The sequence below is a fragment of the Coleofasciculus sp. G1-WW12-02 genome (assembly GCF_040219735.1).
Lineage (GTDB): Bacteria > Cyanobacteriota > Cyanobacteriia > Cyanobacteriales > Coleofasciculaceae > Coleofasciculus.
Window position 1 is genome coordinate 23,052 of sequence record NZ_JAVJRX010000095.1, and the last position, 22,309, is coordinate 45,360.

The following is a 22,309-nucleotide window of genomic DNA, read 5'->3' on the forward strand; positions in this document are numbered from 1 at the left end:
ACATAAGACATAAGACATAAGACAAATTACCAGGGACTACCAATCATAGTGAACGCACTCCAGTAATACGGATGTTCAAAGTTTACGTCTCCGAGTCTAGCTAATTCTGGCGGTAACGAGATTGATTTATCACCCGCAACCAGTTGACCCCCTTTGAGATAAACTTGTCCCTGCAACATTGCCAGTTGAGTTTGTCGCAGTGCTTCTGCTTTAATTGGGGCTTGTTTGAGGGTTTGATAGAGTTTGCTCATTAATCCGAGAGTTCCCTCATCACTGACATACCATAAACTGCCTACGGCTGATTTTGCACCCGCTTTAACCGCTAATCCAGCAAAACCCAATTCGGCTTCCTCATTCCCCAAAGCGGTGCGACAAGCACTGAGAACTAATAATTCGACGGGGGGATTATTCCAATCTAACTGAGGTAATTGATTGAGTCGCAGCTTCCTATCCCAAAGTTGGATATAAGAATTATTCGGTGCTCCTGATTGGAAATTAGCATGAGTGGCTAAGTGGATAATGCCAAAGGGTTGCTGCTGACGTTGTGATTTTAGATTTTCTAGGGTAAAAGCATCGTTGAGAAAAGATCTGCCTTGCCACAGAGATTGGGTAATTTCTGATAATTCTACTGGAACCGCAGGTAAGGGCTTTTGGTCAGTAAATAGTGCAGCACCCATAGCTAAAACTTCCATGTTTTCAATGGGTTTGTAGTTCGGGTTTACTAGGCTTAAACTCGGCATTAAGCCAACACTATATTTCTCAATCAAAAACTGCTGCCCATCGTAAAGAGCCGCCATAGGAATAGAGCGTAAACCGTAATCTACTATAAACGTTACGTTTTCGATACCTAGAGCTTGCAGTTCGGCTTCCATGGGAGCAACCAGCCAATCATAGAGTCGTTTTCCGGGCAGAATGTAGCCTTGGCGACTGCGAACATTGGTAACTTCTAAGCGAAACTGATCCGCAACCTTGAGAACTTGTTGGCGAGTGATTCCTGTCAGTCGTTTGCGAATGGGTAATCCATTAGAGGTAACGAGTAGTAATTCTACTTGGTCTTCAGGATTGCGGGTTTTAGTAGGATAATTTTGGCTTGAAGATGATGGATTTTCCGCCTGATTAGAACTTTCTTGTGGAACAAAACTGATATAAAGCAATGCTGGTTTAACCCCTGTACTTTTCTCGATGTTGCCGAGAATATCTCGGCTTTGGGCGAGAGTAACTAAGGGAATATCAGTGGGTAAGCCTAAATAGTCTACAAATTGCTGAGTAAAGTTTTCCTCTGAGGCGTCAACGGATTGGAGAGATGAGTCAGAAGTACCTGATGAGGAGGCTTCGCTGGATGAGCTGTTAGCGGGGGTGGATGAATTGCTATTCGCTTCATTAGATGAGGTTTCAGCGGAGACAGATGGATTATTAGTGGTTTCCCTAGGACTAGGATTAGTTGAGTTAATTGGTTGAGTTGTTGGTTCAGAGAGAGTCGTATCGCTGGGATTGTCTAAATTATCTTCTGGATTCACAGAAGTCGGATTATCGGGATTGTCTAAATTATCTTCTGGATTCACAGAAGTCGGATTATCGGGATTGTCTAAATTATCTTCTGGATTCACAGAAGTCGGATTATCGGGATTGTCTAAATTATCTTCTGGGTTCACAGAAGTCGGATTATCGGGATTGTCTAAATTATCTTCTGGGTTCACAGAAGTCGGATTATCGGGATTGTCTAAATTATCTTCTGGATTCACAGAAGTCGGATTATCGGGATTGTCTAAATTATCTTCTGGGTTCACAGAAGGAGTTCTTTCGTAAGTGAGAATTGGAGACTCTTCACCACCAAAAATAAGTTGCTCAGGATCAATCTGCCAATCAGTGTCCTGATCAAGATCGGGAGATATTATAGCAACTGGATTAATCAGGGGATTGCTTCCCGGATTCGGAATTGTAGGAGTTTCTGGATTGGTTCCCGGATCAGGAATAACTGCATTTTCGGTACTCGTAAACAGACCCTGATTTCTCAGTTCCTGCTCTCCGGGAATGATATTGTTATATCGAATGCTACCCCCCGCGATCAAGTTTATACTACCTAACTCACCCTTTCCCCGTTGAGAAACATCTATAGTACCGTTGATATTAATATCGCCCGAAGCGGATAACTGTACAGAACCGCTATCACCAGCATCATCTTCACTTGTGGATATATTCCCAGGTCTATTTGCAGATATATTGCCGATAATGATATTACCTGAATCCGCCTCCAATATTATCGAACCAGCATTACCAGAACCATTGTCATTTGTATTTATACCATTGTTGATAGTAATGTTCCGAGAACTCGATAACGTTACCGAACCTGCATTGCCATCATTCTGATCGTTAGTAATTATGTTGTTTGCCAAAATGTTGCCAGCGGCAGATAAGTTTACATCACCCGCATTATTTAAACTTTGATCACTTGTATTAATAGTGCCATCAACAGTAATATCTCCAGTAGCGTTTAATATTACAGTACCAGCATCAGTTGTCGGCACAGAATTAGACGTCGTGATATTCTTAACGGTAATATTTCCGGGTGACGATGGACTTCCTGTAGAGGCAAAACTTGTGTTTCCAGCATTTTGGGGAACATTGGGGGAATTCTTTAAATCTGCTGGGTTTAAACCTGCCCGCAAAATTACGGAGGGAGAGCTAGTTAAAAGTTGAATATCTGGATCAGGATCAGACTCTGGTAAACTTATATCGGGTCCAGTAATTGTGATATTCCCGCCGATAATACTGCCTGTCGATTCTATCTTCAGTGCCACACCATTATAATCACCAAATGTCACATTCCCATCAACGCTAATAATCGGGTCAAAATAACTCACAAAGTTACCTGGATTACCGACTAAATTCAGAATCGAGAAACTTCCGCCACTGGTAAAATGAGCATCGCCAGAAATATCTCCATCGCTGACTAAGCTGAGATTACCGCCACTTTGAAAAGGGGTTTGGGGATGATTTAATGCCAAAATATCAATGGTATTATTCCCTTGAATATAGAGATTTCCCCCAGCTTGGGCAAGGAAGGGATTCGTCGCACTATCTCGCACGCGCACCGTATCTTGTGCCAATAAATTTAAGTCACCTGTGGTTTGTAACTGACTCTCAACCAAGGTTAAGTTATGCTGTGCAGACAAGGTGGCTGTCTGAGAAATCACGTTTTTAGCAACGATATCCCCAGGTTCAATCGGAATACCCGACGCTGAGAGTGCTACCGTTCCATTGCTATTCACTTCAAGTTCTGGAACCTCAACGGAACCCGTCAACAATTGCGGTAAAGATAGAGGAGTAATCAGTGTCTCTTCCGCCGGAACTTCGAGACTCAGCAAATGTCCAGGTTGACTGATGCGGACAGTACTTTCACCAGGAACTGTGGTAATGGTAATCTGTCCATTCGGGGCTTCAAGGTTCCCTGTACTCACCACTGTACCACCAATTAAGCTTAAGTCTTTGCCAACATTCAAATTACCCCCATTAACAATCGCCCCAGGGTGGGAAGTATTGAACGTGAAAGCGTTTGGCTGACCCACAAGAGAGGTATAATCATTAGACGCGATCGCACTAAACCAATTCTCCCCAAACCCAATCCCCGTCGCCGTCGTCGCGGTAAAGGATGCAGGTACATCTAACCGCGCATTTTGACCAAACACAATCCCAGCCGGATTAATCAAGAACAGATTAGAATTGCCCCCTGTTACCTGAATCAACCCGTTAATCAGTGAAGCATTTCCCCCCGTCACACGGGATAAAATATTCTGGATAGTGGGATTCGTTATAAAATTAGCCATCTGGTTTGCATCTAAACCAAACTCACTAAAACTGTGAAAAAGATTAGTACCATTTCCAGAGGTTTGACCGCCAGTAATATTAAATTTGTCACCACTAGAGTTGACTTGAGTATTCGTTCCATCATTCGCTGGCACAACGGATTGTGCTTTAACTACAGTGGGAAAAAAAGTCACAACTAACATCCACAGTAAAAGGTTATTTCTACTACTGTTTTCTGTTAGCCACTTCAATAGTTTAATAACTTGCCATCCATGCTTTGTCAACCACACAGCCATTTTCCTCTGATTCATGGGTTGCAGCCTGATAACTTAAGGCTAGATTGAGTCAATTCAACCTTGACTTACATTTGAACAACCTTCACCGAATTTTCTTTGCTTTTAGAGAACAAAACGATAAAAAAGGGTAGAGGTTATCGGGGTATCGAATGTAAACCATTGAATTGACTGAATTAATTTCAGTTTTTACAGCTCTTTTTCACACCGTTGCTAATGAATTCACTTGATCCTTCAAGAGTTATGAGTTCTTTCCGGATAGCTTTTCACTGCCATTAAATATTCTGCCAATTTTCATCAGTGAGTTTACCTAAGCTATTAAGCTGAGAATTGTTAGATGTAGAAATCCAACATCAAGTATCCTTATAAATTCCCCGACTATCTAAACAACAATGTTTTTTTGATTATAACATTTTCCTAGCTAAGTCCATGAGCTTTATCAAAATTTAATTTAAATCTGCTCAATATTTTATTCCTGTAAAATGTATAGGATTTTTTTAGGGCAACACAGATTATATGTAGGAGCGCCCCGATCTGTGCCATGAATTTCATTTAGGCAATCTATAATTGCTATTATTTCAATTGAATCAGGTCAAAATTATTCGGTAACAAGCTTATTTGAGTGCTTCAACCTGCCCCTAGATAAGAATCTGTGACCTTTATACTCCATGCTTTGGCTTACCAGGGACTACCAATCATTGTGAAAGCACTCCAGTAGTAAGGATGTTCAAAACTTTGGTCTCTTAACCGGGCAAGTTCTGGTGGCAAAGACATCATTTCCTCAGTTGTAATCAGTTGTCCATCTTTTGTATAAACTTGCCCTTTGAGCATGGCTAATTGAGCTTGGCGTATGGCTTCTGCTTTAATCGGAGCTTGTTTGAGCTGCTGATAAAATTCAGTCATCAACCCCAAGGTTCCTTCATCACTCACATACCACAAACTACCCACCGCCGACTTGACCCCCGCTTTAACTGCCAACCCAGCAAAGCCTAATTCCGCTTCCTCATTTCCCAACGCCGTGCGACAAGCACTTAGGACTAATAGTTCTACCGTTGGGTTGTTTAAGCCTAACTGAGACAGTTCATTCAGTCGCAGTTTACTATCCCAAAATTGGATATAGGAGTTACTCAATTCTCCTGGCACAAAATTAGCATGGGTTGCCAGATGAATCATGCCAAAGGGTTGACGTTTTTGCTGTTCTTTTAGGTTATTCAGCGTGAAGGATTCATTGAGAAACGATTTCCCCTGCCATATATCCTGAGTGATTTCTGATAACTCCACTGGCACAGCAGGTAATGGCTTTTGGTCTGTAAATTGAGATGCTCCCATTGCCAGAACTTCCATGTTAGTAACCGACTGGTAACGGGTATCGGTGAGGCTAATACTTGGCATTAAGCCAACACTGTACTTTTCGATGAGAAACTGTTCACCATCATAAAGTGCTGCCAAAGGAACGGAGCGCAAGTTAGTATCGAGGAGGAAAATGAGATTTTCAATACCTTGACCCTGGAATTCATCTTCCAACGGCTTCACCAACCAGTTATAGAGTTGCTGTCCCGACACGACATAACCCTTTTGGCTACGGACATTCGTGACTTGCAAACGAAATTCATTAGCAACTTTCAGGACTTGCTCACGGGTTACTCCTTCTACTTCTTTGCGAATTGGGGTTCCTTGAGCAGTTACCAGGAGTATTTCTAATTGATCTTGAGGACTTGGAGTTGGGAAGGGTAGATTTGTTGCCTCATCAGTAGCAATCGTTTGGGGAGCAAAACCGACATAGATGAGTGCGGGTTTAGCTCCAGTTGATTTTTCAGTATTAGCGAGAATTGCACGGCTTTCTGCTAGGGTTCTCAGGGAAATATCTCCCGGTAGCTCTAAATATTGCTCGAATTGCCGCGTGAATTTTTCTTCAAACTCAGCCACAGAATTCGTTTGAGTTGAATCTATCGGCGGGTTTGTTTCAGATTGCTCTTGGGTTGTAGTAGCTTCGTTGCTGTCAGAGCGGGATTGGTTAACTTGGTTGTTATCACTCGGTTCATTACTACTTGGGTTTGTACTATTTAGATTAGGTTCAGGAATTGGTTCCGGTTCAGGATTGGGTTCGGCTTCAGTAATCGGTTCGGCTTCCGTTTCCGGTTCCGCAATGGGTTCGGCTTCAGTAATTGGTTCCGCTTCCGCTTCCGGTTCCGCAATGGGTTCGGCTTCAGGAATTGGTTCCGCTTCAAGAATTGATTCGGCTTCAGTAATCGGTTCCGGTTCAGGAATGGGTTGAGGAATCCGTTCATAAATCAGTGCAGGAATCCGTTCATAAATCAGTGCAGAAATCTCTTCGGGATTGGGTTGCGGTTGGGGATTAGGTTGCGGTTGGGGATTGGGTTGCGGTTGGGGATTGGGTTGCGGTTGGGGATTGGGTTGCGGTTGGGGATTAGGTATGGGGTTGGTTTGGTTAGGTGTGATCTGAAGCTGACCCATATCGCCTGGTGGGAGAGCATCTTGGTTGATATTGACTGGTGTAATCGAACCCCCTGCTGTCAAGGTTACGTCGCCTGAATTACCTTGTCCTTGTTCACTGGCATCTATACCATTAATGCTAATATTACCTCCGGCTGTTACTGTTACAGAACCCGCATCACCCTGTCCTTTATCACTGGTGTTGATAGTGTCAGTCGTAATATTTCCTTGAGCCAACAGATTTACAAAACCAGAATCGTCTCCACTACCCATACTTGTAGTCGCCGTTATAGTGTCTGTAATAATGTCACCCGTGGCAAACAATATTACAGGACCTGCATCAGCTTGGTTAAGTACAGAAACTTCATCGGAAGTGTTAATATTTCCTACATTGATACTTCCTGGTGGCAGCGATAACGGCGATCCTGGTGTTTGAAAATTGGTTGATCCTTCAGTTGCAGGAACGTTAGTAGAAGTTACCGCATCCAACCCAGCTCGCAAAATCAGGGTTGGTTGACTGGTCAAAAGCTGCAAATCTGAATTAGAAATTCCTGCATTAGCATCAAGAGAATCATCGGGTCTAGTAATCGTAATATTGCCCCCCTGGATACTACCTGTCGCCTCGACCAAAAGGGCTGCACCTGTATAATCTCCAAACTCAACATCACCATCGACCCGAATAATTGGGTCGTAAAGGCTAACAAAATCACCTGGCTCACCGGACAAATTGAGAATCGAGAAATTTCTCCCACTAGCAAAGTGAGCATCGCCAGAAATATTGCCATCGCTGACTAAACTGAGATTACCACCACTTTGAAACGGTGTCTGCGGATGATTCAGCGCTAAGATATCAATACCCTGATTCCCTTGAATGTAGAGATTTCCTCCAGCTTGGGCAAGAAACGGATTGACCACACTATCTCGCACCCGTACTGTATTGTTTGCCAGCAGATTCAAATCTCCCGTTGTCTGTAACTGACTCTCCACTAAGGTAAGATTATGCTGAGCTGACAGTGTAGCCGTCTGGGAATTCACATCACGCGCCACAATATCCCCATTTTCCACAGCGATACCCGATCCCACTAATTGGACGTCTCCATTACCATTCACCTGCAAACCAGGTATCTGCCCACTCCCGGTTAACAACTGAGGTAAATTTAGAGGAGTCAATGGGATTGAAGCAGAGGGTTGAACCTCTAAACTCAGAACATGTCCAGCTTGGCTAATCCGCACCATACTCTCACCAGGGACAGTTGTCACCCTAATTTCTCCGCCTAGTGCTGTTAAGCTACCCGTACTGACAACCGTACCCCCAATTAAGCTTAAATCTTGTCCGGGTTCTACTGCCAAATTACCCGCGTTCACAATTGACCCAGGATTTGTGGTATTAAAGGTAAAAGCACTGGGTTGACCAATTAATGCAGCATAATTATTTGCCCCTTGTGCATTAAACCAATTATCGCCAAAACCAATACCCGTAGCCGTCGTAGCGGTAAAGGATGCGGGAACATTAAGTTGGGCATTTTCACCAAATACAATACCCGCAGGATTTATTAAAAATAGATTAGAATTTCCCCCAGTCACTTGCAGCAACCCATTAATGACGGAAGGGTCGCCACCTGTCACACGAGACAGAATATTTTTGATACTAGGATCAGAAATAAAATTAGCGGTTTGGTTCGCGTCTAAACCAAACTCGCTGAAGCTATGAAAACGATTTGCGCCATCCCCAGAGGGTTGCCCGCCAGTGATGTCAAACTGATCGCCATTGGATGTGACAACCGTTCCCGTCCCATCTGGCGCTTCAACAACTGATTGAGCTAACCCCCCCGTTGGTAAACTTGCTAGGAGTAACGTCAACAGTAGATACTGGATTCGTTTACCTTTTTTTTTGGTCATGGCGAATAGATTGGCAACCACCAGCCAGTAATTTGTCAATACTGTTGTGTTCATCTTGTCTGTCATTGGTTGTTGCCTATTTTAGGGTCAGGACTAATCAGAATTAATGACGGTTTTATCAGCTCTTGGGTTTCCTCATATTTTAGCAATTAATAGAGCAAGTTTGATTCATGATTCTACTTCATAGAAGCTTAATAAATTAGATTCTTTGTGAAGCTGCAGCCCTAGAATTAAAGTGCGATATCGTTTTTTTAGTCGCCCCTAAAAATATTATAAATAATTATCAGACTTGTGGGACTTTTGAGGCGCATCCCCTTTGGCTGAATTTGTCCCGTGGATATCTTGGCAATTTTCGGATGACTGAACCTTCGCCGCACAAGTTTTCCACTATCCAGGTTGAGTGTTGCTTGTACTCGCTTCTATCCCAGCACAAGTTTACGTTAAATTATATTATTTTAATGTATAACAAAGTTAGATTGTGCAATAAACAGTGAAAAATTATATACTGGAATATGTTGAAGCATTAAAATTTAGGGCTGATGAAACTAAAAGGGCGGGTCACGGCTTATTTACCGGAAGAAATCCAGAGAGCCTTAGAACAGTGGGCAGAGGAAGAAAGTCGGTCACTGAGTAGCCTAGCGACCTACTTGTTAACTCAGGCTGTCAAAGAGCGTCAACAACAACAAAACCAATCGAATTAGTGCAGTCGGCGCGAAAAAAGCCGACAGGTTGGGCAGTTTTGTTTTGTGGCGGTAGTTTATGGTCGCGGTGAGTTCTGAAAGTTCAAAACTTGGCATCCTCACCGTCCTTGTAGGACGGTGATTCCCTACCAGGTCAAAGTTTTGGATAACCATCTATCAGCCAATTGACGTAAAAGATTAAGAAGTTTTGCTGAGGCTAGAACCCATCCTCAGAAGACACAATAGCATGTAGGGACAAATCAGAACCTGAATGGTTTAGGGCTTGGGTATGATGTTTGAGGAACTAGCACGCGACCTCAAACATCATGCACAAGCCCTCTCTCTCTTTACTGATTAGGCTCAGGCTAGGCGGGCTAGTTCGACTGGACTGGCTGGTTAAACTCTAGCAGGGATTGAGTTCCAGGGAAATAGGTTGCCCAAAACGAAACAATAGGACGTCGTTTCCAGTTCTGACGACTCACTTGTAGCAACAAAATGGGGGCGATCGCGTTATTATGTTGCCCAACAATCGTCACGGCGACATCAGTGACCAAAATATCGCCATCGAAACTGCGTTGTGCGGCGGCTCGAGCAACGGCTTCAGCGCGGCGGAGAAAGTTGGCGTAAGTTTCCTCTGGCTGACTGTTCAGAGGCACTTCCACTCGCGCTGTGTAAGCACAAGCCATCTCAGGAGCGATCGCGGCTGTCATCAGCCAACTGATACTGGTACAACCGAACAACACCCATAAACCGAGGGGCGCAATTTGTTTTCGGGCAATTGACTGGATCATCGGGGTAGACGAGGAGTTGAATGAAACAGAAATTTTAACAGCACAAGCTTGATCAGATAACCGCTAAAAAATATCTATGCAAAACGGGAGCATGATACGCCGTCACACGGTATAACGACTTCCTGTCGGATTCTCACCGACCTCTCCAAGCTCCCCGAAAGGATTGTCAACAGCCGATATCGCTTCATCCTCCGCAGGAGAATGAAAGCCCCGTACTGGGCGTAACCTGGAGTAGACTGTCAGTCTAGGCTGGAAAAAAGAATGGCGAGATGAGCCTTTGGCTCGTTTCGCCACTGACCGCCAGTCTGACCAAACGTGCTTCCGTGGTTCCGTTCCTTGGTAGGCTGATTTGGCTGGCAGTCTTTCTGATAGACCCATCCCACGTCGCGCTAACACCAAAGCAGCAGCCGTGGCACTATTCATGCCATACATAGACATGAACTTCACTAATCCAATCCAGCTACTGTAGGCTGGATTCACTTGAATAACCTGGATACCTAACTTAAAGCACCTGGCTTTAAGTAATTGAAGGAATTTGGAGTAGGCAAAGTTACTCAACATACGGCATGCCCTTGCATTTAGTTCGCGCAATCGTTTTTTCTTTTCCGTAAAATCGAGTTTTTCGACAACAATGGGACGCTTATGCTCCAAGGCTAACGTAGTCAAGTCAGTAATGACATCAACCAGAATAGCCTCAGTGCGTCCCTTGGGCTGAGATTGAATATTGACCTTGAGAGGACCAAAGCCGTCTAGATTCCCATCCTGATCAGTCATTGCCCAGCCAATGCAGTTGGGGTTAAGGTCTACACCGATGGCTCCCCAAGAAACGGGGGCACTTATCCTGGGAGCGGGTTCAACATCAAAAGTGATATGGATTTCCCACTCCGTTAAACTTTTCTGGATGAATCGATAGGTTAAGGCTTGTCGGTTATACCAAGCTGTTGCCAATAAGTCTGTCCCATGTTTGGGTAATCGAATCGTCCATTGGATGTATTTTCCATATCGCTTTTCTAGGCCATAAGGAACTCGAATATGAAGGAACTTCCCAATTAGATCCAACTGGCAAATCTGATTCCCGTAAGATTCGTCTTTGGAACCAATCATCTCCACGGTATATTTATTGCCCAGATTTACGTGAACAGGAGCGGTTTTGCTCTGGGCGATTTTTTGCCTCAACTTGTGGGTGTACCGTTTCTTTTGATGAAGTTTAACTTGGGCTTGCCTGAACAGAGTTAAATGATGAGCGCACCGCATGGGGCAAGCGTCTGGGTATTTGGGTTTGAGGGACTTTGGCACTTTCTTCTTTTTCCCTCGGTTTACCTGTTCTACCGCTTGCAGATAATAGGAGTGCGCTTTAATTTTTTTTTCTAAATTCTTAATAACTTCCGTTGCGTGTTTGAGTTTGCCCTGAAGTTCCTCTAGATGATTGCTACGGCATTCTTTGACCGACTTAACTGCGCCTTCAACATAGGCAATAATACTGTTCGCTTGTCGCTTGTTGATGTTGTGGTTTTGCTGTAGTTGAGTATTAAGCTTTGACTTACTGGGAGGCTTTTGCTCTAAAAGTAGCTTTAGGCACTCAATCTTAGCATCATAGCCGAGTGTCGCCGCGTCATTCAAAAACGCCACCGCCCAAGGGTTGGTTGTTGTAGTGACATAAGTGCGGGATTCGCCTTGGGTCATGACAGGAGTAAAACCTATTATTTGTGTATCTTACAGAGATTTATCCGAGGAGTCAACAGCTTCACCCCTATCGACAACCACCGACCCATAGATTTTTCAGCCAAAACCTCCCTTGTCGATTATCGGTAAATCTAGGTATTTGCGCGACTGCTGCAAACCCTGCAAAGGCAGATTTTGATTAAATCTTCCCGTTGGAGACGATTTGAGGGTTATCCTGGCGCAAGGGTAAGGGAAGTAATAGAATGATTGTGTCCAAAACGTCTTGATCAAGACTGAAACATTAGTCATACAAGACGATAGCAAACCTGACCAAGTTCCCGCCGCCAACGTCGAAAACCCTCTCCCCATGGCAAATTACGCTTGTGTTGCAATTGGCATCAATCGCTATCAGTTTTTACCGCCCTTGAACTACGGACAGGCGGATGCTCAAGCCTTGTGGCAGTTTCTGGTGCAGCAAGCGGAGGGGTCATCCCAGGATTATTTATTACTAACTGATCATTCACCCCTGATTGATCGCCAATCCACCTATCCCACTCAGGACAATATTTGGCGCTGGCTGGAAGCGATTCGCCAACCCTCCCCGACGAACGGCAAAAATTCCTCGTCGAGGGGTTGGCGGTGGTTCTTTTTCAGTGGCTATGGTGTCTGTTGGCAACAAACCGATTACCTGATGCCCATTGATGGGAATCCACAGGATATTCCTCGGACTGGGATATCAATGCGATCGCTGCTGAGTTCTCTTAAGCCCCAAGGGGATGAAAACCTGCTGGTTCTGCTGGATATTAACCGATCGCCTGGACTGCAAGCCGGTAAAGCTGTTGGTGCCCAAACTGTGGAATTAGCCCGTCAGATGGGAATTACCCTGATCCTCTCAAGTCAACTGGGGCAATTTTCCCACGAAGCGACGGCGTTGCGGAATGGTTTGTTTAGCACCGCGTTACTGGAAGCTCTGGGCTACTATCAAAGGGATCTAACCCTAGCAAACTTAGAGCAGTATTTATGCGATCGCTTACCGGAGTTAAGTCAACACCACTGGCGCCCCATACAGACGCCTTTAATGATCATCCCTTCACAGACAACCCGAAAACAGCTCATTTTGCCCCTCTCCCTGTCCGCTTCAGCCGAACAGAAAACGGCGACAACCATTGCCTCAACATTAACATCGGGTGACCCGACAAATGGCAAGTCAGCCTATCAGGAAGCCTCTACTAATAATGGCGCAACAGTCCCTGTCTCCAACTATGCCGTTGCCATACCGGACAAAAAACCGACCAACTCGTTAATACCCACGGGTTTTGATGAACATCCCCAGTCAATAAAAGCTTTGGTTAAAGCGCCTGATTCAGCTTCACAGGAGGATAAGCCAGACAATCAATGGAAACAATGGCTGCTGCGAGTGGGTGGACTAATACTGGTTTTGGTACTGATGCTAGTCACTCTCAGGATTCTCAACCGCCAAACTGGGACAAGTCCCCAGATCATTGAGTCTGTACCAGAAACCCAACCCAACGCCGATGAAGAGACTGTCGGTTCAGTGGGTCAAACTCCCGTCGCCTCACCAGAACCTACCCCTTCGCCGCTTCCCCCCTCACCCGTGGAAAATCAGGCTATCGCACCGACTTCTGAGGTTAAGCCCAGGGAACAGCCCCTAGACTCACCCTCGCCCTCTGATCCAGAATCCATGCAAGCAAATCAACGAATTTTGGCACAAGCCAAAGGCACAATCCAACCCAATCAAGCCTCACTCTTCAGTCAAGCGATCGCCCAAGCCCAGAAAATTCAACCCGATGAACCCCTTTACCAGGAGGCGCAACAGGATATCCAGCGCTGGAGTCTGGTGATTCTCGATTTAGCCGAAGGACGTGCCAAACAAGGGAATTTTGCTTCTGCGATCGCGGCGGCAAAATTAGTTCCTTCTACCTATCCCTCGATTTATAATCAGGCGCAGTCGGCGATTAAAACCTGGCAGACTCAAGCCCAACAGCAGCAGCAAAACCAAGGGCTTATTCAAACCGCTAAACAGCAACTGCGACCAAATCAAGCCTCTTCTTATAATCGCGCGATTAATACCTTGCGTCAAATTCCCGTCGGTCAACCGGGTTATGCTCAAGCGCAACAGTTAATTAACCAATGGAGTCGCCAGATTTATTTAATCGCCCATTCCCGCGCATGGCGGGGTCAGTTGTCACTGGCTAGACAAACTGCTGCCTTAGTTCCGCCGGGGACTCCATCCTACCAAGCCGCGCAGCAGGCGATCGCACGGTGGCAGAATGGTCAACAGTAAGCTCTTCCCTTCTTCCCCTATCACTAATCACAACTCTGATAGACGTACACTTTGGTGTTTTGTCGGGGTACTAGTTACTTTTATTCGTAAACGTCTTGAGAGAAGCCGCCGCCTCTTCGGGTTTTCCTGAAGCGGGAAAGACTAAAATACTCTTAATTTTGGGATTATTAACCAGTTCTTTTAAGCGAGAAAACTGCTGATCGGAAATAGCAACTCCCGCATAGTTTTCGGCATAATTCAACTCCTCTTGAAAATTGTCGTCATTATAAACTTGAATAAAAACCCGATCAACATTCCAATTTTCCCAGTCTGCCGCAAAATAACGTTTACCCCAATACGGATTATGATGGCAAATATCGAAACTAACATTTGGGTTAGCTTGCTTCATATCCGCGATCATTTGCTGTACAAAAGTAGTCAAATGGGTTGTGCGATCAACTTTTCCGGGTAAGTCGGCATGATAACCCAGGTAATCATCCCACTGAACCGCATCAATAGTGGGATACTTTTGCACAAACTCGACTAATATATTTTTGAAAAAACTCCCGACTTCTGGGAGTTCCACATCCAGTAAGTAGTGATCAATGCTGGGATAGGTTTTATCCACTCCAGGCACAATCCATCGTTTGGAAATTGCTGTGTCAAAAATCGGACTATTTTTATCGAGTTTAATCCCCTTCTCAAAATAGGCGTGAACTTGCATTCCCTGCTTGTGTGCCTCATCAATTAACCAGTCTAACCATTGCTCTTGAAATTTATTGGGACAACTTTTGTATCCGAAGGTTTGCTGCATGACCTCACTGTTATACATCGTGCAACCATTGCCCCACACGCCATGAATAATTGTATTGATGCCTTGAGCGCGATAATACCGAACTCGTTCGCGAATCATTTTTTCGCTAGCATTATTCGTGGCTTGATATCGACTTAAATAAATTCCCCGAATTTCTTTTTTCTGCCAAGGCGTTTGAGGTGATGGTGATGGATTTGGGGGTAGGGGTAATGGTGAAACTTGGGGACTAGTTGTCGGTGTCTGAGTGGGAGTAACTGACGCCACGGGAGAATTAACAATCGGTGCGTTGGGGATAGGCGCAGGAGGTAATGGCGGCGGAGTGGGTTGTTGATTATTAACCGCCGTGGGTTGTTGATTCGTTAGTGGATTATTTGGCAAAAATTGGCTAATCGCGACAAGATCGAGATGCCTAAAGCCCCAATAACCTACTCCTAACAAAACGAGGATTAATGAAATGGGTATCGAAGTACATCCACATCCCTTGTTTTCTTTTTTAGATGGCATGGTAACATTAGTTATTGTTTAATCATGACATGGCTTGGAGAAAGAGATTCCCGTTGCAGTTGGCTTAGGGGTGTGAGTCGCAACTGCCAGAAATCCCTTCCCCCCTACCCCTAGCTTAACCCACGGCTGAGTTGGCTGATTCCGGTTGCGATCGCGTCTTTATTGACCCTAACTCTATTGTGTCCCCTTTTTCACGATCGCGTCTGGCTTAAAAATCTCTTTTTTGGGGCATAGAAAAATCGGATTAAAATCAGGTTTGGCATCAGTCAAGGTCAGGTTAAGCTAAAAATAGGGTGAGGAATGTCGGAAAAAATCTGCTTCTCGTACAGATTCGGCGAATTATAGGTTACCGAATTTCTGTGAGCAACAATTGCCACTCGATAACCAAAGATTTAGGAATGATTAAGGAAAGGGGTTGTCCACCTTTGAGGGGTATGGAAAGATTCAGAGATTCATCAGCTTGTAATTTGGCAAAGACATCGGTAACATCATACTGACCAACATTAAGTGCAGGCGCGGCTTGGGCAAAGACATCGGCGGCGGTGAGAAGTTTACCGTCTGCTGTGGTAATTTCCAGGAATTGGGGATGGGTAAACTCAGCCATACCCGGAAAGCCAACTAACCGCAGATTCAGGCGCGTTGTCTGACCTGGTATTATTGTTTTGAACAGAACCACCTGCCAAGTTCTTCCTGATTCATCTTTCAAAGACTCCTGAGAGTGATAGCGCATAATTCCCGGCGCGTCTTGGTGTTGTCGAAGTACAGCGACGGCTGGCGGAGTTATGAACGTGGCTTGGAGCAGGAGTAATACCAGAAAGAATCTACCAAGCGCTAGAAGTTGAGAAAAGCATTGTTGAATAGGATAAACCATAAGTGCTAAAGATAAAGCCAACTCAAAGAAGTTTGAACATTTTTAAATTGTGCCATAGGAGAAAATCATCATGACCGGTCAAATTCCCAGCCAATCATCATTTTCATTGCAACTGCGCGATCGCATCGAATATCCTGAAGGGGGTGTACTGAGTAAAGTTATTCATAAAGATGACAAATGTGACCACACGTTGTTCTGTCTAGCGGCTGACACGAGTATTTCTGAACATACGTCACCTCGTAACGCTACGATTAATGTGATTGAAGGAAAGGGTATCTTTACTTTGGAGGGTAAGGAGATTCCATTAGAACCGGGCGTTTTTATTTCCATGCAGGCTAATGCTCCCCACGCTTTAAAGGCTGAACAAAATTTGGCGTTTCTGTTAACGCTATGGAAAAATGACTGAGGATTAAACCAATTGGATTGTGTACCTGCACCCATCGAACTGCTTCACCCTCATCCCCAATTACGAAATGTCTTAGTTTATTCTGAAGGAACTGGAGAAACAGGGGCGACACTCATTGACAATGTGGATTTAGTCTGTTAAAGTTCATTTAAATTTTCTGGGATGGGGGGTTCGCGAATGGGAGCAGCCGCACTGACAGGATTTATGAGGAAGAAGGCGCTTTTAATTAAAACTGACTCTCAGTCTGATCCGTGTAAGAATACTATATGTCAAGTATTAAAGATGAAATGCCTCTCCTTGCCCGTCATGAAGGAGACTGGGTAGGAACTTACATCCTAGTTGATAATCAAGGAACGGTTCTTGACAAACATGAATCTCACTTAAGTTGTCAGTTCCCTGACACAGGTTCATATCATTATTATCAAATTAATCGCTATCACTGGTCTGACGGCAAACGGGAGGAGCATAAATTTCCTGCAATCTATCGGGATAAAGCCCTCTGGTTTGACACAGAACGCATTCAAGGGAAAGCCTGGGAAGTTGATTCGGCAACAATTATCCTACACTTTACCTACAAGACAATACCGGATAGTTATTTATATGAAATGATTCAACTGAGTCCCTGCAATAACCATCGCTCCCGCACCTGGCATTGGTTTAAAAGTCATCAACTCTTTCAACGCACATTGATTCAAGAAGAACGCAGATAAAATAGTCATTCGTCATTTGTCATACTCAAGGGAGTGAGAAGCAAGCTACGTCATTCGTCATAGCCATCCTCGCAGCCAATAAACGGCTGTACCAATATATTCCTTGATCGCGCGGGTTGTCTTATCTAAATTTTGAGTATCTGGCAAACCATTCAACAAAGTAGCTGCTAGACTACTATTCGGTTCATTCAATTCTTGTTGAGTGACCAAAAAATCCGTCGGTGCTGGAATCGCCTCAATCCCCTGACGCAGAAAAATCCGTAGGGCGCGGGGCATGTGCATAGCGGAGGTAACTAATAGTACCTTTTGTATTCCTTGCTCCTGTAAAATTTGCCGCACATTGATAGCATTTTGGTGGGTGTTAAGTGACGCAGGATCTTGTAAAATAGCTGAGGGAGGAACGCCGATCATTTCTAAGATTACAGCCATATCTGCTGATTCCGGAGAACCCCCACCTCGCCACTCAATCCGTCCCCCAGAAGCAATAACTAAAGGCGCTTTGCCTTCCTGATAAAGCTGCGCCCCATAAAAAACGCGATCGCCTGCTTCATTTAAATCCGGTGCAGGGCGCGGCGGAAAAGCCGATCGAGTTGCCCCCCCCAAAACCACGATTGCCTCCGCCTGGGGTAATTCGGTAGGGGGGATATGCTGCCACTCTAGGGATTGAACCATGCTATTGGCAACCCAACCGTTACTGGTGACTAACAAGATAATCAATCCTAAGGCGATAGGTATGGGAACCCAACGGGGACGTTTCCAGGACAAGACTAACGCCACAACCATCAGTACGCAAGCGAGTCCTAATGGATATACAAATAGGGGGAGTAGCTTGGAGAGAAATAGAAACATACAGCAGGAAATTAAAAATACACAATTCAGATTTTATCAAGCCCTTGTGGTAAGGTTAAGAATATAGCAATTAAGCCCTCTACTCTATAAAGCGGCTCACTAACCTCAAAAACAATGCAACAATAAAAGTAACCTAGACTTATTCTGAAGTGGAATGCTTCGCCCCGGCGACGCCGATATCTTAAATTTTCTTGAACAAATCCAGCTGGCTCGAAACGTCACGGCTGGTCTACGCTGCTATCGTCTGCGAACGATGTGCTTACATTTTGGACGGTGGCTGAAACTAGATAAAACCCAACTGCGCCAGCTTGTTTTCCTGAGTTACTGTCATGGCTTAGGAAAACTCAGCATTCCTGACTCGATTTTACTCAATCCCGGTTCGTTAAGTGAACAGGATTGGGTAAAAATTCGCGAGTATCCAGAAGTGTCTGCTTTAGTCTGCAAGCAACTTCCTGTGTTGAGAGAATTCGTCCCTCTAGTGCTATCTCATCAAGAACGACTCAATGGCACCGGCTATCCCAAAGGACTCGAGGGCGATGAAATTCCGTTTATTGTCCAAGTTTTCCAGCTTGTCAATATCGCTGATGCTATTATCAGTAAGCGACTCCATCGTACCCGGAATGAACCCCCAAGCGATCGCCCCTACTGGATGCAAGCCATAGAAGAGATTACCAAGGAGATGGAAGTCGGCGCACGAGATCCCAACTTATGCGAGAAGTTTTTCCGGTTTCTTGAGCTGTTCTATCAAGGCGGCGGCTGAACCCGGATGTAACTAAACCCGCCCCAACTGAGTTTTGAGCGCGAAAACGCTTGGACAAATGACAAAGAACAAATGTGGCAACAGATTTCGCCAGAGGTTGTAACAAATGACCAATAACCAATGACCAATAAGCTATCGTAGAGGTTAAACTGGCACGATATACGGATGGTTGCCAATGAAAAAGTTTTTGTTACTGTGTTTGTTTGTCATTGGGCTAAGTTTTGCCCTTCTCAACTTTAAAGGGTTGGCAAATCAAGGGGAATTTGGCTCAATTGTGCTGGATTTCCGGGAAGATATTCCCGCCACAGAGATTAGCGCCGAGGTAAACGCGATCGCACAAAAATACGGTGTGACGCCGCGACTCAATAGCGAATTCTCTGACGTTGACAATATTTACATTTTGGAGGGCGATAAGCAACTCCTGCGTCAGCTCAAACGCTCAGAACTGGCAAAGGACACGGAATATATTGAACCCAACTACATCTACAGTACGTTTTTTGTTCCCAACGACCCCAACTATAGCCAGCAATGGAATCTCCGCAGCATTAATGTGGAAGCCGCATGGGATGAAACGCGGGGAAGTGGGATTACAGTCGCGGTGATTGATACTGGGATTAGTCCAGTTCCTGATCTCAAAGATACCAAACTCGTCGAAGGGTACGACTTCGTAAACGATAAAGTTGACGCCTTCGATGATAATGGTCACGGGACTCACGTTGCCGGAACCATTGCCCAATCTACCAATAATAGTTACGGGGTTGCTGGCGTGGCGTATGAAGCCAGTCTCATGCCCTTAAAAGTATTGAGTGCGGGTGGCGGTGGTACGATTTCCGATATCGCGGAAGCGATTAAATTCGCCGCCGATAATGGCGCGGATGTGATCAATATGAGCTTGGGCGGTGGCGGTGAAAGTAAACTCATGCAAGAAGCAATCGACTATGCCTATAACAAAGGCGTCGCGATTATTGCCGCAGCAGGGAATGCCAACCAAAATTCCGCCTCCTATCCCGCCCGTTATCCCCATGTTCTGGGTGTTGCCGCTGTGGATTCGGCTGGCGTAAAAGCCCCCTATTCCAACTACGGTGCAGGGGTTGACATTTCTGCCCCTGGTGGTAGTGAAGCGGGTAAGATTGTCCAAGAAACCATTAATCCCAAAACCAAAACTGCCATGTTTTCCGGCTTTCAGGGAACCAGTATGGCAGCCCCCCACGTTGCTGGGGTAGCGGCTTTGGTAAAAGCCAGTGGGATCGATAATCCTGATGAAATATTCAGCGTTCTCCAACAATCCAGCCGCCCGGTTGAAGATGACCCCCTCAACCACTTTGGCGCTGGACAATTAGATGCCGCCGGTGCGGTGAAATTAGCGACGAAGGGACAAATTACCTTCCGCGATTTCTTCCGTTGGTTGCGCGATAACGGTTATCTGAATCTCCGGTTCTGGATTGATGGTGGTGCGGTTGCGCTGCTGCCGAAAGTTCTTATGGTTCTGGGTTCCTACCTCTTGGCGTGGTTCTTACGGACTTATTTGTCCTTTGGCTGGAGTTTGACCACGGGGTTAGTGGCTGGAAGTTCAGGATTATTCTTCCTGCGCGGCTTCTATATCTTTGACTTACCCCAGTGGCCCCTACGAGTCATGGGCAGTTCGATTCCAGAATTGGGTACAGCGATTCAAGGCAGTGGGTTATTAAATCCCATTTTTGCCAGCGTGCTGATTCCCTTTATCTTAGTGGCACTGTTCCTGGGACATCCCCAATGGAAATGGGTGGCGATTGGTTCAGCCTTAGGTGTTGCCAGTTGCTTAGCGGTGAGTGCGGTAATGTCTCCTAGTCTTCTGTGGTTAGGAAGTGGCATTGGGGCGCGTCTATTTTTAATGGCAAATGCACTCCTGTGCTTCGGACTTGCCTATTTTGCCTCTAAAGAAGAAGGGAGATTTGCATGAGCATTAATGTCACAGGCAAAATCGAACACAAGGATATTGGCATGGGGGCTTGGGCTTTAGTTGCCGATTCTGGAGAAACCTATGAACTTCAGGATGCCCCCGATGAGTTACAGCAACCGAACTTGAAGGTGAAGGTGAAAGGAGAAGTGCGAGAAGATGTAATGACCACAGCAATGATTGGTCCTGTCCTCGAAGTAAAGTCCTTTGAAGTGATAGATTAAACTGAAAATCTAGGCTCTCCCGTAATTGATGTGATACCTAAAAACTGATCACATTAATAATTACGGGAGAGTTGCTTTTTAGGGGATAACTGACTTTATGGTAGGGGCACGGCATTGCCGTGCCCCTACAGGTAGCTTATTAAGATTGATAAGAACTTAGCTGTTCTTAGCTGTTCGCTTCATTACCCGCCCCTTCAGATAACCAATGCTACCAGACTAAATATTATTGAGCAGAGGGATAGATTGATTTAGCAATGAATACAGGCTTATTCTCGTATTCGGCTTCCAGTTGGCGTTTGACATCCAAATCCCAGGTTAAATCATAATCCCGCTCAAATTCAGCAGAGACAAAGGAACGTATCTCACCCGTCACGACGACATCTTCACCTTCGACCATGGTTCTCTCCGGTGCGACTAAGGTGAAGACCAATAAATCACCGCCACCCGCTAACTGATCTTCATCAAGGGTAAAGGTATTATTACTCCTAATCTCTTCCACTTCACCCTCTACAGCCACGGTTTTATTGTAGAATTGGCTAGGATTTTGGGTAATTTCTCCGGGTTTGGGTGCAAGTGCCAGTGATTCGGCGACAATCGCGGGTTTGTTTTCGTAGTCTGTATCGAATTGCAAGTCTAAGTCGAATTCTTCCTCAAACTCTACCATATTAAACTGGCGCACTTCACCGATGACTTGGACTTCAACATCGTCATCTTCTGGCAGGGTAAAGGGTTCGCCTGAGGTATTGACCACGATAATTTCATCACCGCCAAAAAACTCATCCTCTGAGATGGTAAAGGAGACATTATCCAGAACCTGTCTCACTTCGCCTCTGATTGTCACGGTTTGACCGATGAGTTGTTCGGTGTTCTCCTCGACTTCCTCCGCCGTCACGTTTTCTTCCTCTTGTCCAGCGGTGACAACCTCTTGCGTGGTGTCGGCGCAGGAGGGAAGTAGCACAGCCATTAGCGCTAAGGCGATCGCACTAGCAGGTAAGCTTTTACGATAGTGTTTAATAAACATGTATGAATGTCCTCTGAATAGTCAGCAAATCTTAGAAGTAAGGCTTCCACCCTTCATTCAAAGGCTTTTCTTGCGGCGACGCATCTTTCTGGTGGAGTAGCGATGAACTCTATCCCATGGATGATTTTGGCGAATAGGGAGATGGGGAAGCAGGGGGAGCAGAGGGAGCAGGGGAAGCAGGGGGAGATATTTAGGTCAACAGCCCCAACCTTTTATGGGGTAAGTTGACGGGGATGGAGACGGTACGCTTGACGGTTTTACCTCCAAAATCCTTGATCGACTTAGATTAGCACAAAAACTTATATGTTTTAGTGGTATACGCAAAGAAAATACATCGAGACTCACAA

General features: G+C 45.2%; 16 protein-coding genes and 1 pseudogene. 9 read left to right on the forward strand and 8 right to left on the reverse strand.

Annotated elements, in window-relative coordinates:
• Window positions 1-26 precede the first annotated feature (26 nt).
• Complete coding sequence (locus tag RID09_RS15330) at window positions 27-4,100, reverse strand: CHAT domain-containing protein (RefSeq protein WP_446336807.1); 4,074 nt, start codon at window positions 4,098-4,100, stop codon at window positions 27-29.
• Window positions 4,101-4,775: 675 nt separating this feature from the next.
• On the reverse strand, window positions 4,776-8,516 hold the full coding sequence (locus tag RID09_RS15335; RefSeq protein ID WP_446336793.1) for a CHAT domain-containing protein: 3,741 nt from the start codon (window positions 8,514-8,516) through the stop codon (window positions 4,776-4,778).
• 473 nt (window positions 8,517-8,989) lie between these two features.
• On the opposite strand from RID09_RS15335, the gene RID09_RS15340 reads away from it, so the two are divergent.
• Window positions 8,990-9,151, forward strand: coding sequence for a ribbon-helix-helix domain-containing protein (locus RID09_RS15340; RefSeq protein WP_006104592.1), 162 nt, complete (start codon window positions 8,990-8,992; stop codon window positions 9,149-9,151).
• Window positions 9,152-9,504: 353 nt separating this feature from the next.
• Here RID09_RS15340 and RID09_RS15345 read toward each other — a convergent pair whose 3' ends face one another.
• Window positions 9,505-9,921, reverse strand: a complete 417-nt coding sequence (locus tag RID09_RS15345) for a hypothetical protein (RefSeq protein WP_446336794.1) — start codon at window positions 9,919-9,921, stop codon at window positions 9,505-9,507.
• Window positions 9,922-10,023: 102 nt separating this feature from the next.
• On the reverse strand, window positions 10,024-11,604 hold the full coding sequence (locus RID09_RS15350) for an IS200/IS605 family accessory protein TnpB-related protein (protein WP_446336795.1): 1,581 nt from the start codon (window positions 11,602-11,604) through the stop codon (window positions 10,024-10,026).
• 262 nt (window positions 11,605-11,866) lie between these two features.
• Here RID09_RS15350 and RID09_RS15355 point away from each other — a divergent pair, with 262 nt between their 5' ends.
• Complete coding sequence (locus RID09_RS15355) at window positions 11,867-13,888, forward strand: caspase family protein (protein ID WP_446336796.1); 2,022 nt, start codon at window positions 11,867-11,869, stop codon at window positions 13,886-13,888.
• 70 nt (window positions 13,889-13,958) lie between these two features.
• Here the strand turns inward: RID09_RS15355 and RID09_RS15360 are convergent, their stop codons facing one another.
• Complete coding sequence (locus RID09_RS15360) at window positions 13,959-15,185, reverse strand: family 10 glycosylhydrolase (protein WP_446336797.1); 1,227 nt, start codon at window positions 15,183-15,185, stop codon at window positions 13,959-13,961.
• Window positions 15,186-15,531: 346 nt separating this feature from the next.
• Window positions 15,532-16,056, reverse strand: a complete 525-nt coding sequence (locus RID09_RS15365; protein ID WP_446336798.1) for a DUF3122 domain-containing protein — start codon at window positions 16,054-16,056, stop codon at window positions 15,532-15,534.
• A gap of 70 nt (window positions 16,057-16,126) precedes the next feature.
• Between RID09_RS15365 and RID09_RS15370 the strand changes: the two genes are divergently transcribed.
• The 4 genes and pseudogenes from RID09_RS15370 to RID09_RS15385 all read left to right on the forward strand — a co-directional run bounded on the left by RID09_RS15370 (window position 16,127) and on the right by RID09_RS15385 (window position 17,172).
• Window positions 16,127-16,462 (forward strand): cupin domain-containing protein, encoded by a 336-nt coding sequence (locus tag RID09_RS15370; protein ID WP_446336799.1) that lies wholly within the window; start codon window positions 16,127-16,129, stop codon window positions 16,460-16,462.
• 12 nt (window positions 16,463-16,474) lie between these two features.
• Entirely contained in the window at window positions 16,475-16,603 is a 129-nt protein-coding gene (locus RID09_RS15375; protein WP_446336800.1) for a hypothetical protein, read from the forward strand.
• Window positions 16,604-16,786 (forward strand): annotated as a pseudogene (locus RID09_RS15380) (hypothetical protein); the annotation flags it as partial.
• A complete protein-coding gene (locus RID09_RS15385) occupies window positions 16,729-17,172 on the forward strand; it encodes a DUF3598 family protein (RefSeq protein ID WP_446336801.1) in 444 nt (147 codons plus the stop codon). The pseudogene RID09_RS15380 and the gene RID09_RS15385, both read left to right, overlap by 58 nt.
• 57 nt (window positions 17,173-17,229) lie before the next feature.
• Here RID09_RS15385 and RID09_RS15390 read toward each other — a convergent pair whose 3' ends face one another.
• A complete protein-coding gene (locus RID09_RS15390; RefSeq protein WP_446336802.1) occupies window positions 17,230-18,021 on the reverse strand; it encodes a YdcF family protein in 792 nt (263 codons plus the stop codon).
• A 154-nt stretch (window positions 18,022-18,175) separates the two neighbouring features.
• Between RID09_RS15390 and RID09_RS15395 the strand changes: the two genes are divergently transcribed.
• From RID09_RS15395 to RID09_RS15405, 3 genes are all read left to right on the forward strand, one after another.
• A complete protein-coding gene (locus RID09_RS15395; protein WP_446336803.1) occupies window positions 18,176-18,781 on the forward strand; it encodes an HD-GYP domain-containing protein in 606 nt (201 codons plus the stop codon).
• Window positions 18,782-18,956: 175 nt separating this feature from the next.
• The gene (locus RID09_RS15400; protein WP_446336804.1) at window positions 18,957-20,720 is read left to right on the forward strand and encodes a S8 family peptidase; all 1,764 of its coding nucleotides are present in this window, start codon (window positions 18,957-18,959) and stop codon (window positions 20,718-20,720) included.
• The gene (locus tag RID09_RS15405; protein ID WP_446336805.1) at window positions 20,717-20,941 is read left to right on the forward strand and encodes a hypothetical protein; all 225 of its coding nucleotides are present in this window, start codon (window positions 20,717-20,719) and stop codon (window positions 20,939-20,941) included. The genes RID09_RS15400 and RID09_RS15405 overlap by 4 nt, the downstream gene beginning before the upstream one ends.
• Window positions 20,942-21,164: 223 nt before the next feature.
• On the opposite strand, the gene RID09_RS15410 is transcribed toward RID09_RS15405, so the two are convergent.
• Window positions 21,165-21,962 carry a hypothetical protein gene (locus tag RID09_RS15410; RefSeq protein WP_446336806.1) on the reverse strand — a complete coding sequence of 266 codons (798 nt, stop codon included), beginning with the start codon at window positions 21,960-21,962 and terminating at the stop codon, window positions 21,165-21,167.
• Window positions 21,963-22,309 lie beyond the last annotated feature (347 nt).

Coding starts and splice junctions, on each gene's coding strand:
- RID09_RS15330 (WP_446336807.1), bottom strand. CDS start 4,100: ATGGCTGTGTGGTTGACAAAGCATGGATGGCAAGTTATTAAACTATTG.
- RID09_RS15335 (WP_446336793.1), bottom strand. CDS start 8,516: ATGACAGACAAGATGAACACAACAGTATTGACAAATTACTGGCTGGTG.
- RID09_RS15340 (WP_006104592.1), top strand. CDS start 8,990: ATGAAACTAAAAGGGCGGGTCACGGCTTATTTACCGGAAGAAATCCAG.
- RID09_RS15345 (WP_446336794.1), bottom strand. CDS start 9,921: ATGATCCAGTCAATTGCCCGAAAACAAATTGCGCCCCTCGGTTTATGG.
- RID09_RS15350 (WP_446336795.1), bottom strand. CDS start 11,604: ATGACCCAAGGCGAATCCCGCACTTATGTCACTACAACAACCAACCCT.
- RID09_RS15360 (WP_446336797.1), bottom strand. CDS start 15,185: ATGCCATCTAAAAAAGAAAACAAGGGATGTGGATGTACTTCGATACCC.
- RID09_RS15365 (WP_446336798.1), bottom strand. CDS start 16,056: ATGGTTTATCCTATTCAACAATGCTTTTCTCAACTTCTAGCGCTTGGT.
- RID09_RS15370 (WP_446336799.1), top strand. CDS start 16,127: ATGACCGGTCAAATTCCCAGCCAATCATCATTTTCATTGCAACTGCGC.
- RID09_RS15385 (WP_446336801.1), top strand. CDS start 16,729: ATGTCAAGTATTAAAGATGAAATGCCTCTCCTTGCCCGTCATGAAGGA.
- RID09_RS15390 (WP_446336802.1), bottom strand. CDS start 18,021: ATGTTTCTATTTCTCTCCAAGCTACTCCCCCTATTTGTATATCCATTA.
- RID09_RS15395 (WP_446336803.1), top strand. CDS start 18,176: ATGCTTCGCCCCGGCGACGCCGATATCTTAAATTTTCTTGAACAAATC.
- RID09_RS15400 (WP_446336804.1), top strand. CDS start 18,957: ATGAAAAAGTTTTTGTTACTGTGTTTGTTTGTCATTGGGCTAAGTTTT.
- RID09_RS15405 (WP_446336805.1), top strand. CDS start 20,717: ATGAGCATTAATGTCACAGGCAAAATCGAACACAAGGATATTGGCATG.
- RID09_RS15410 (WP_446336806.1), bottom strand. CDS start 21,962: ATGTTTATTAAACACTATCGTAAAAGCTTACCTGCTAGTGCGATCGCC.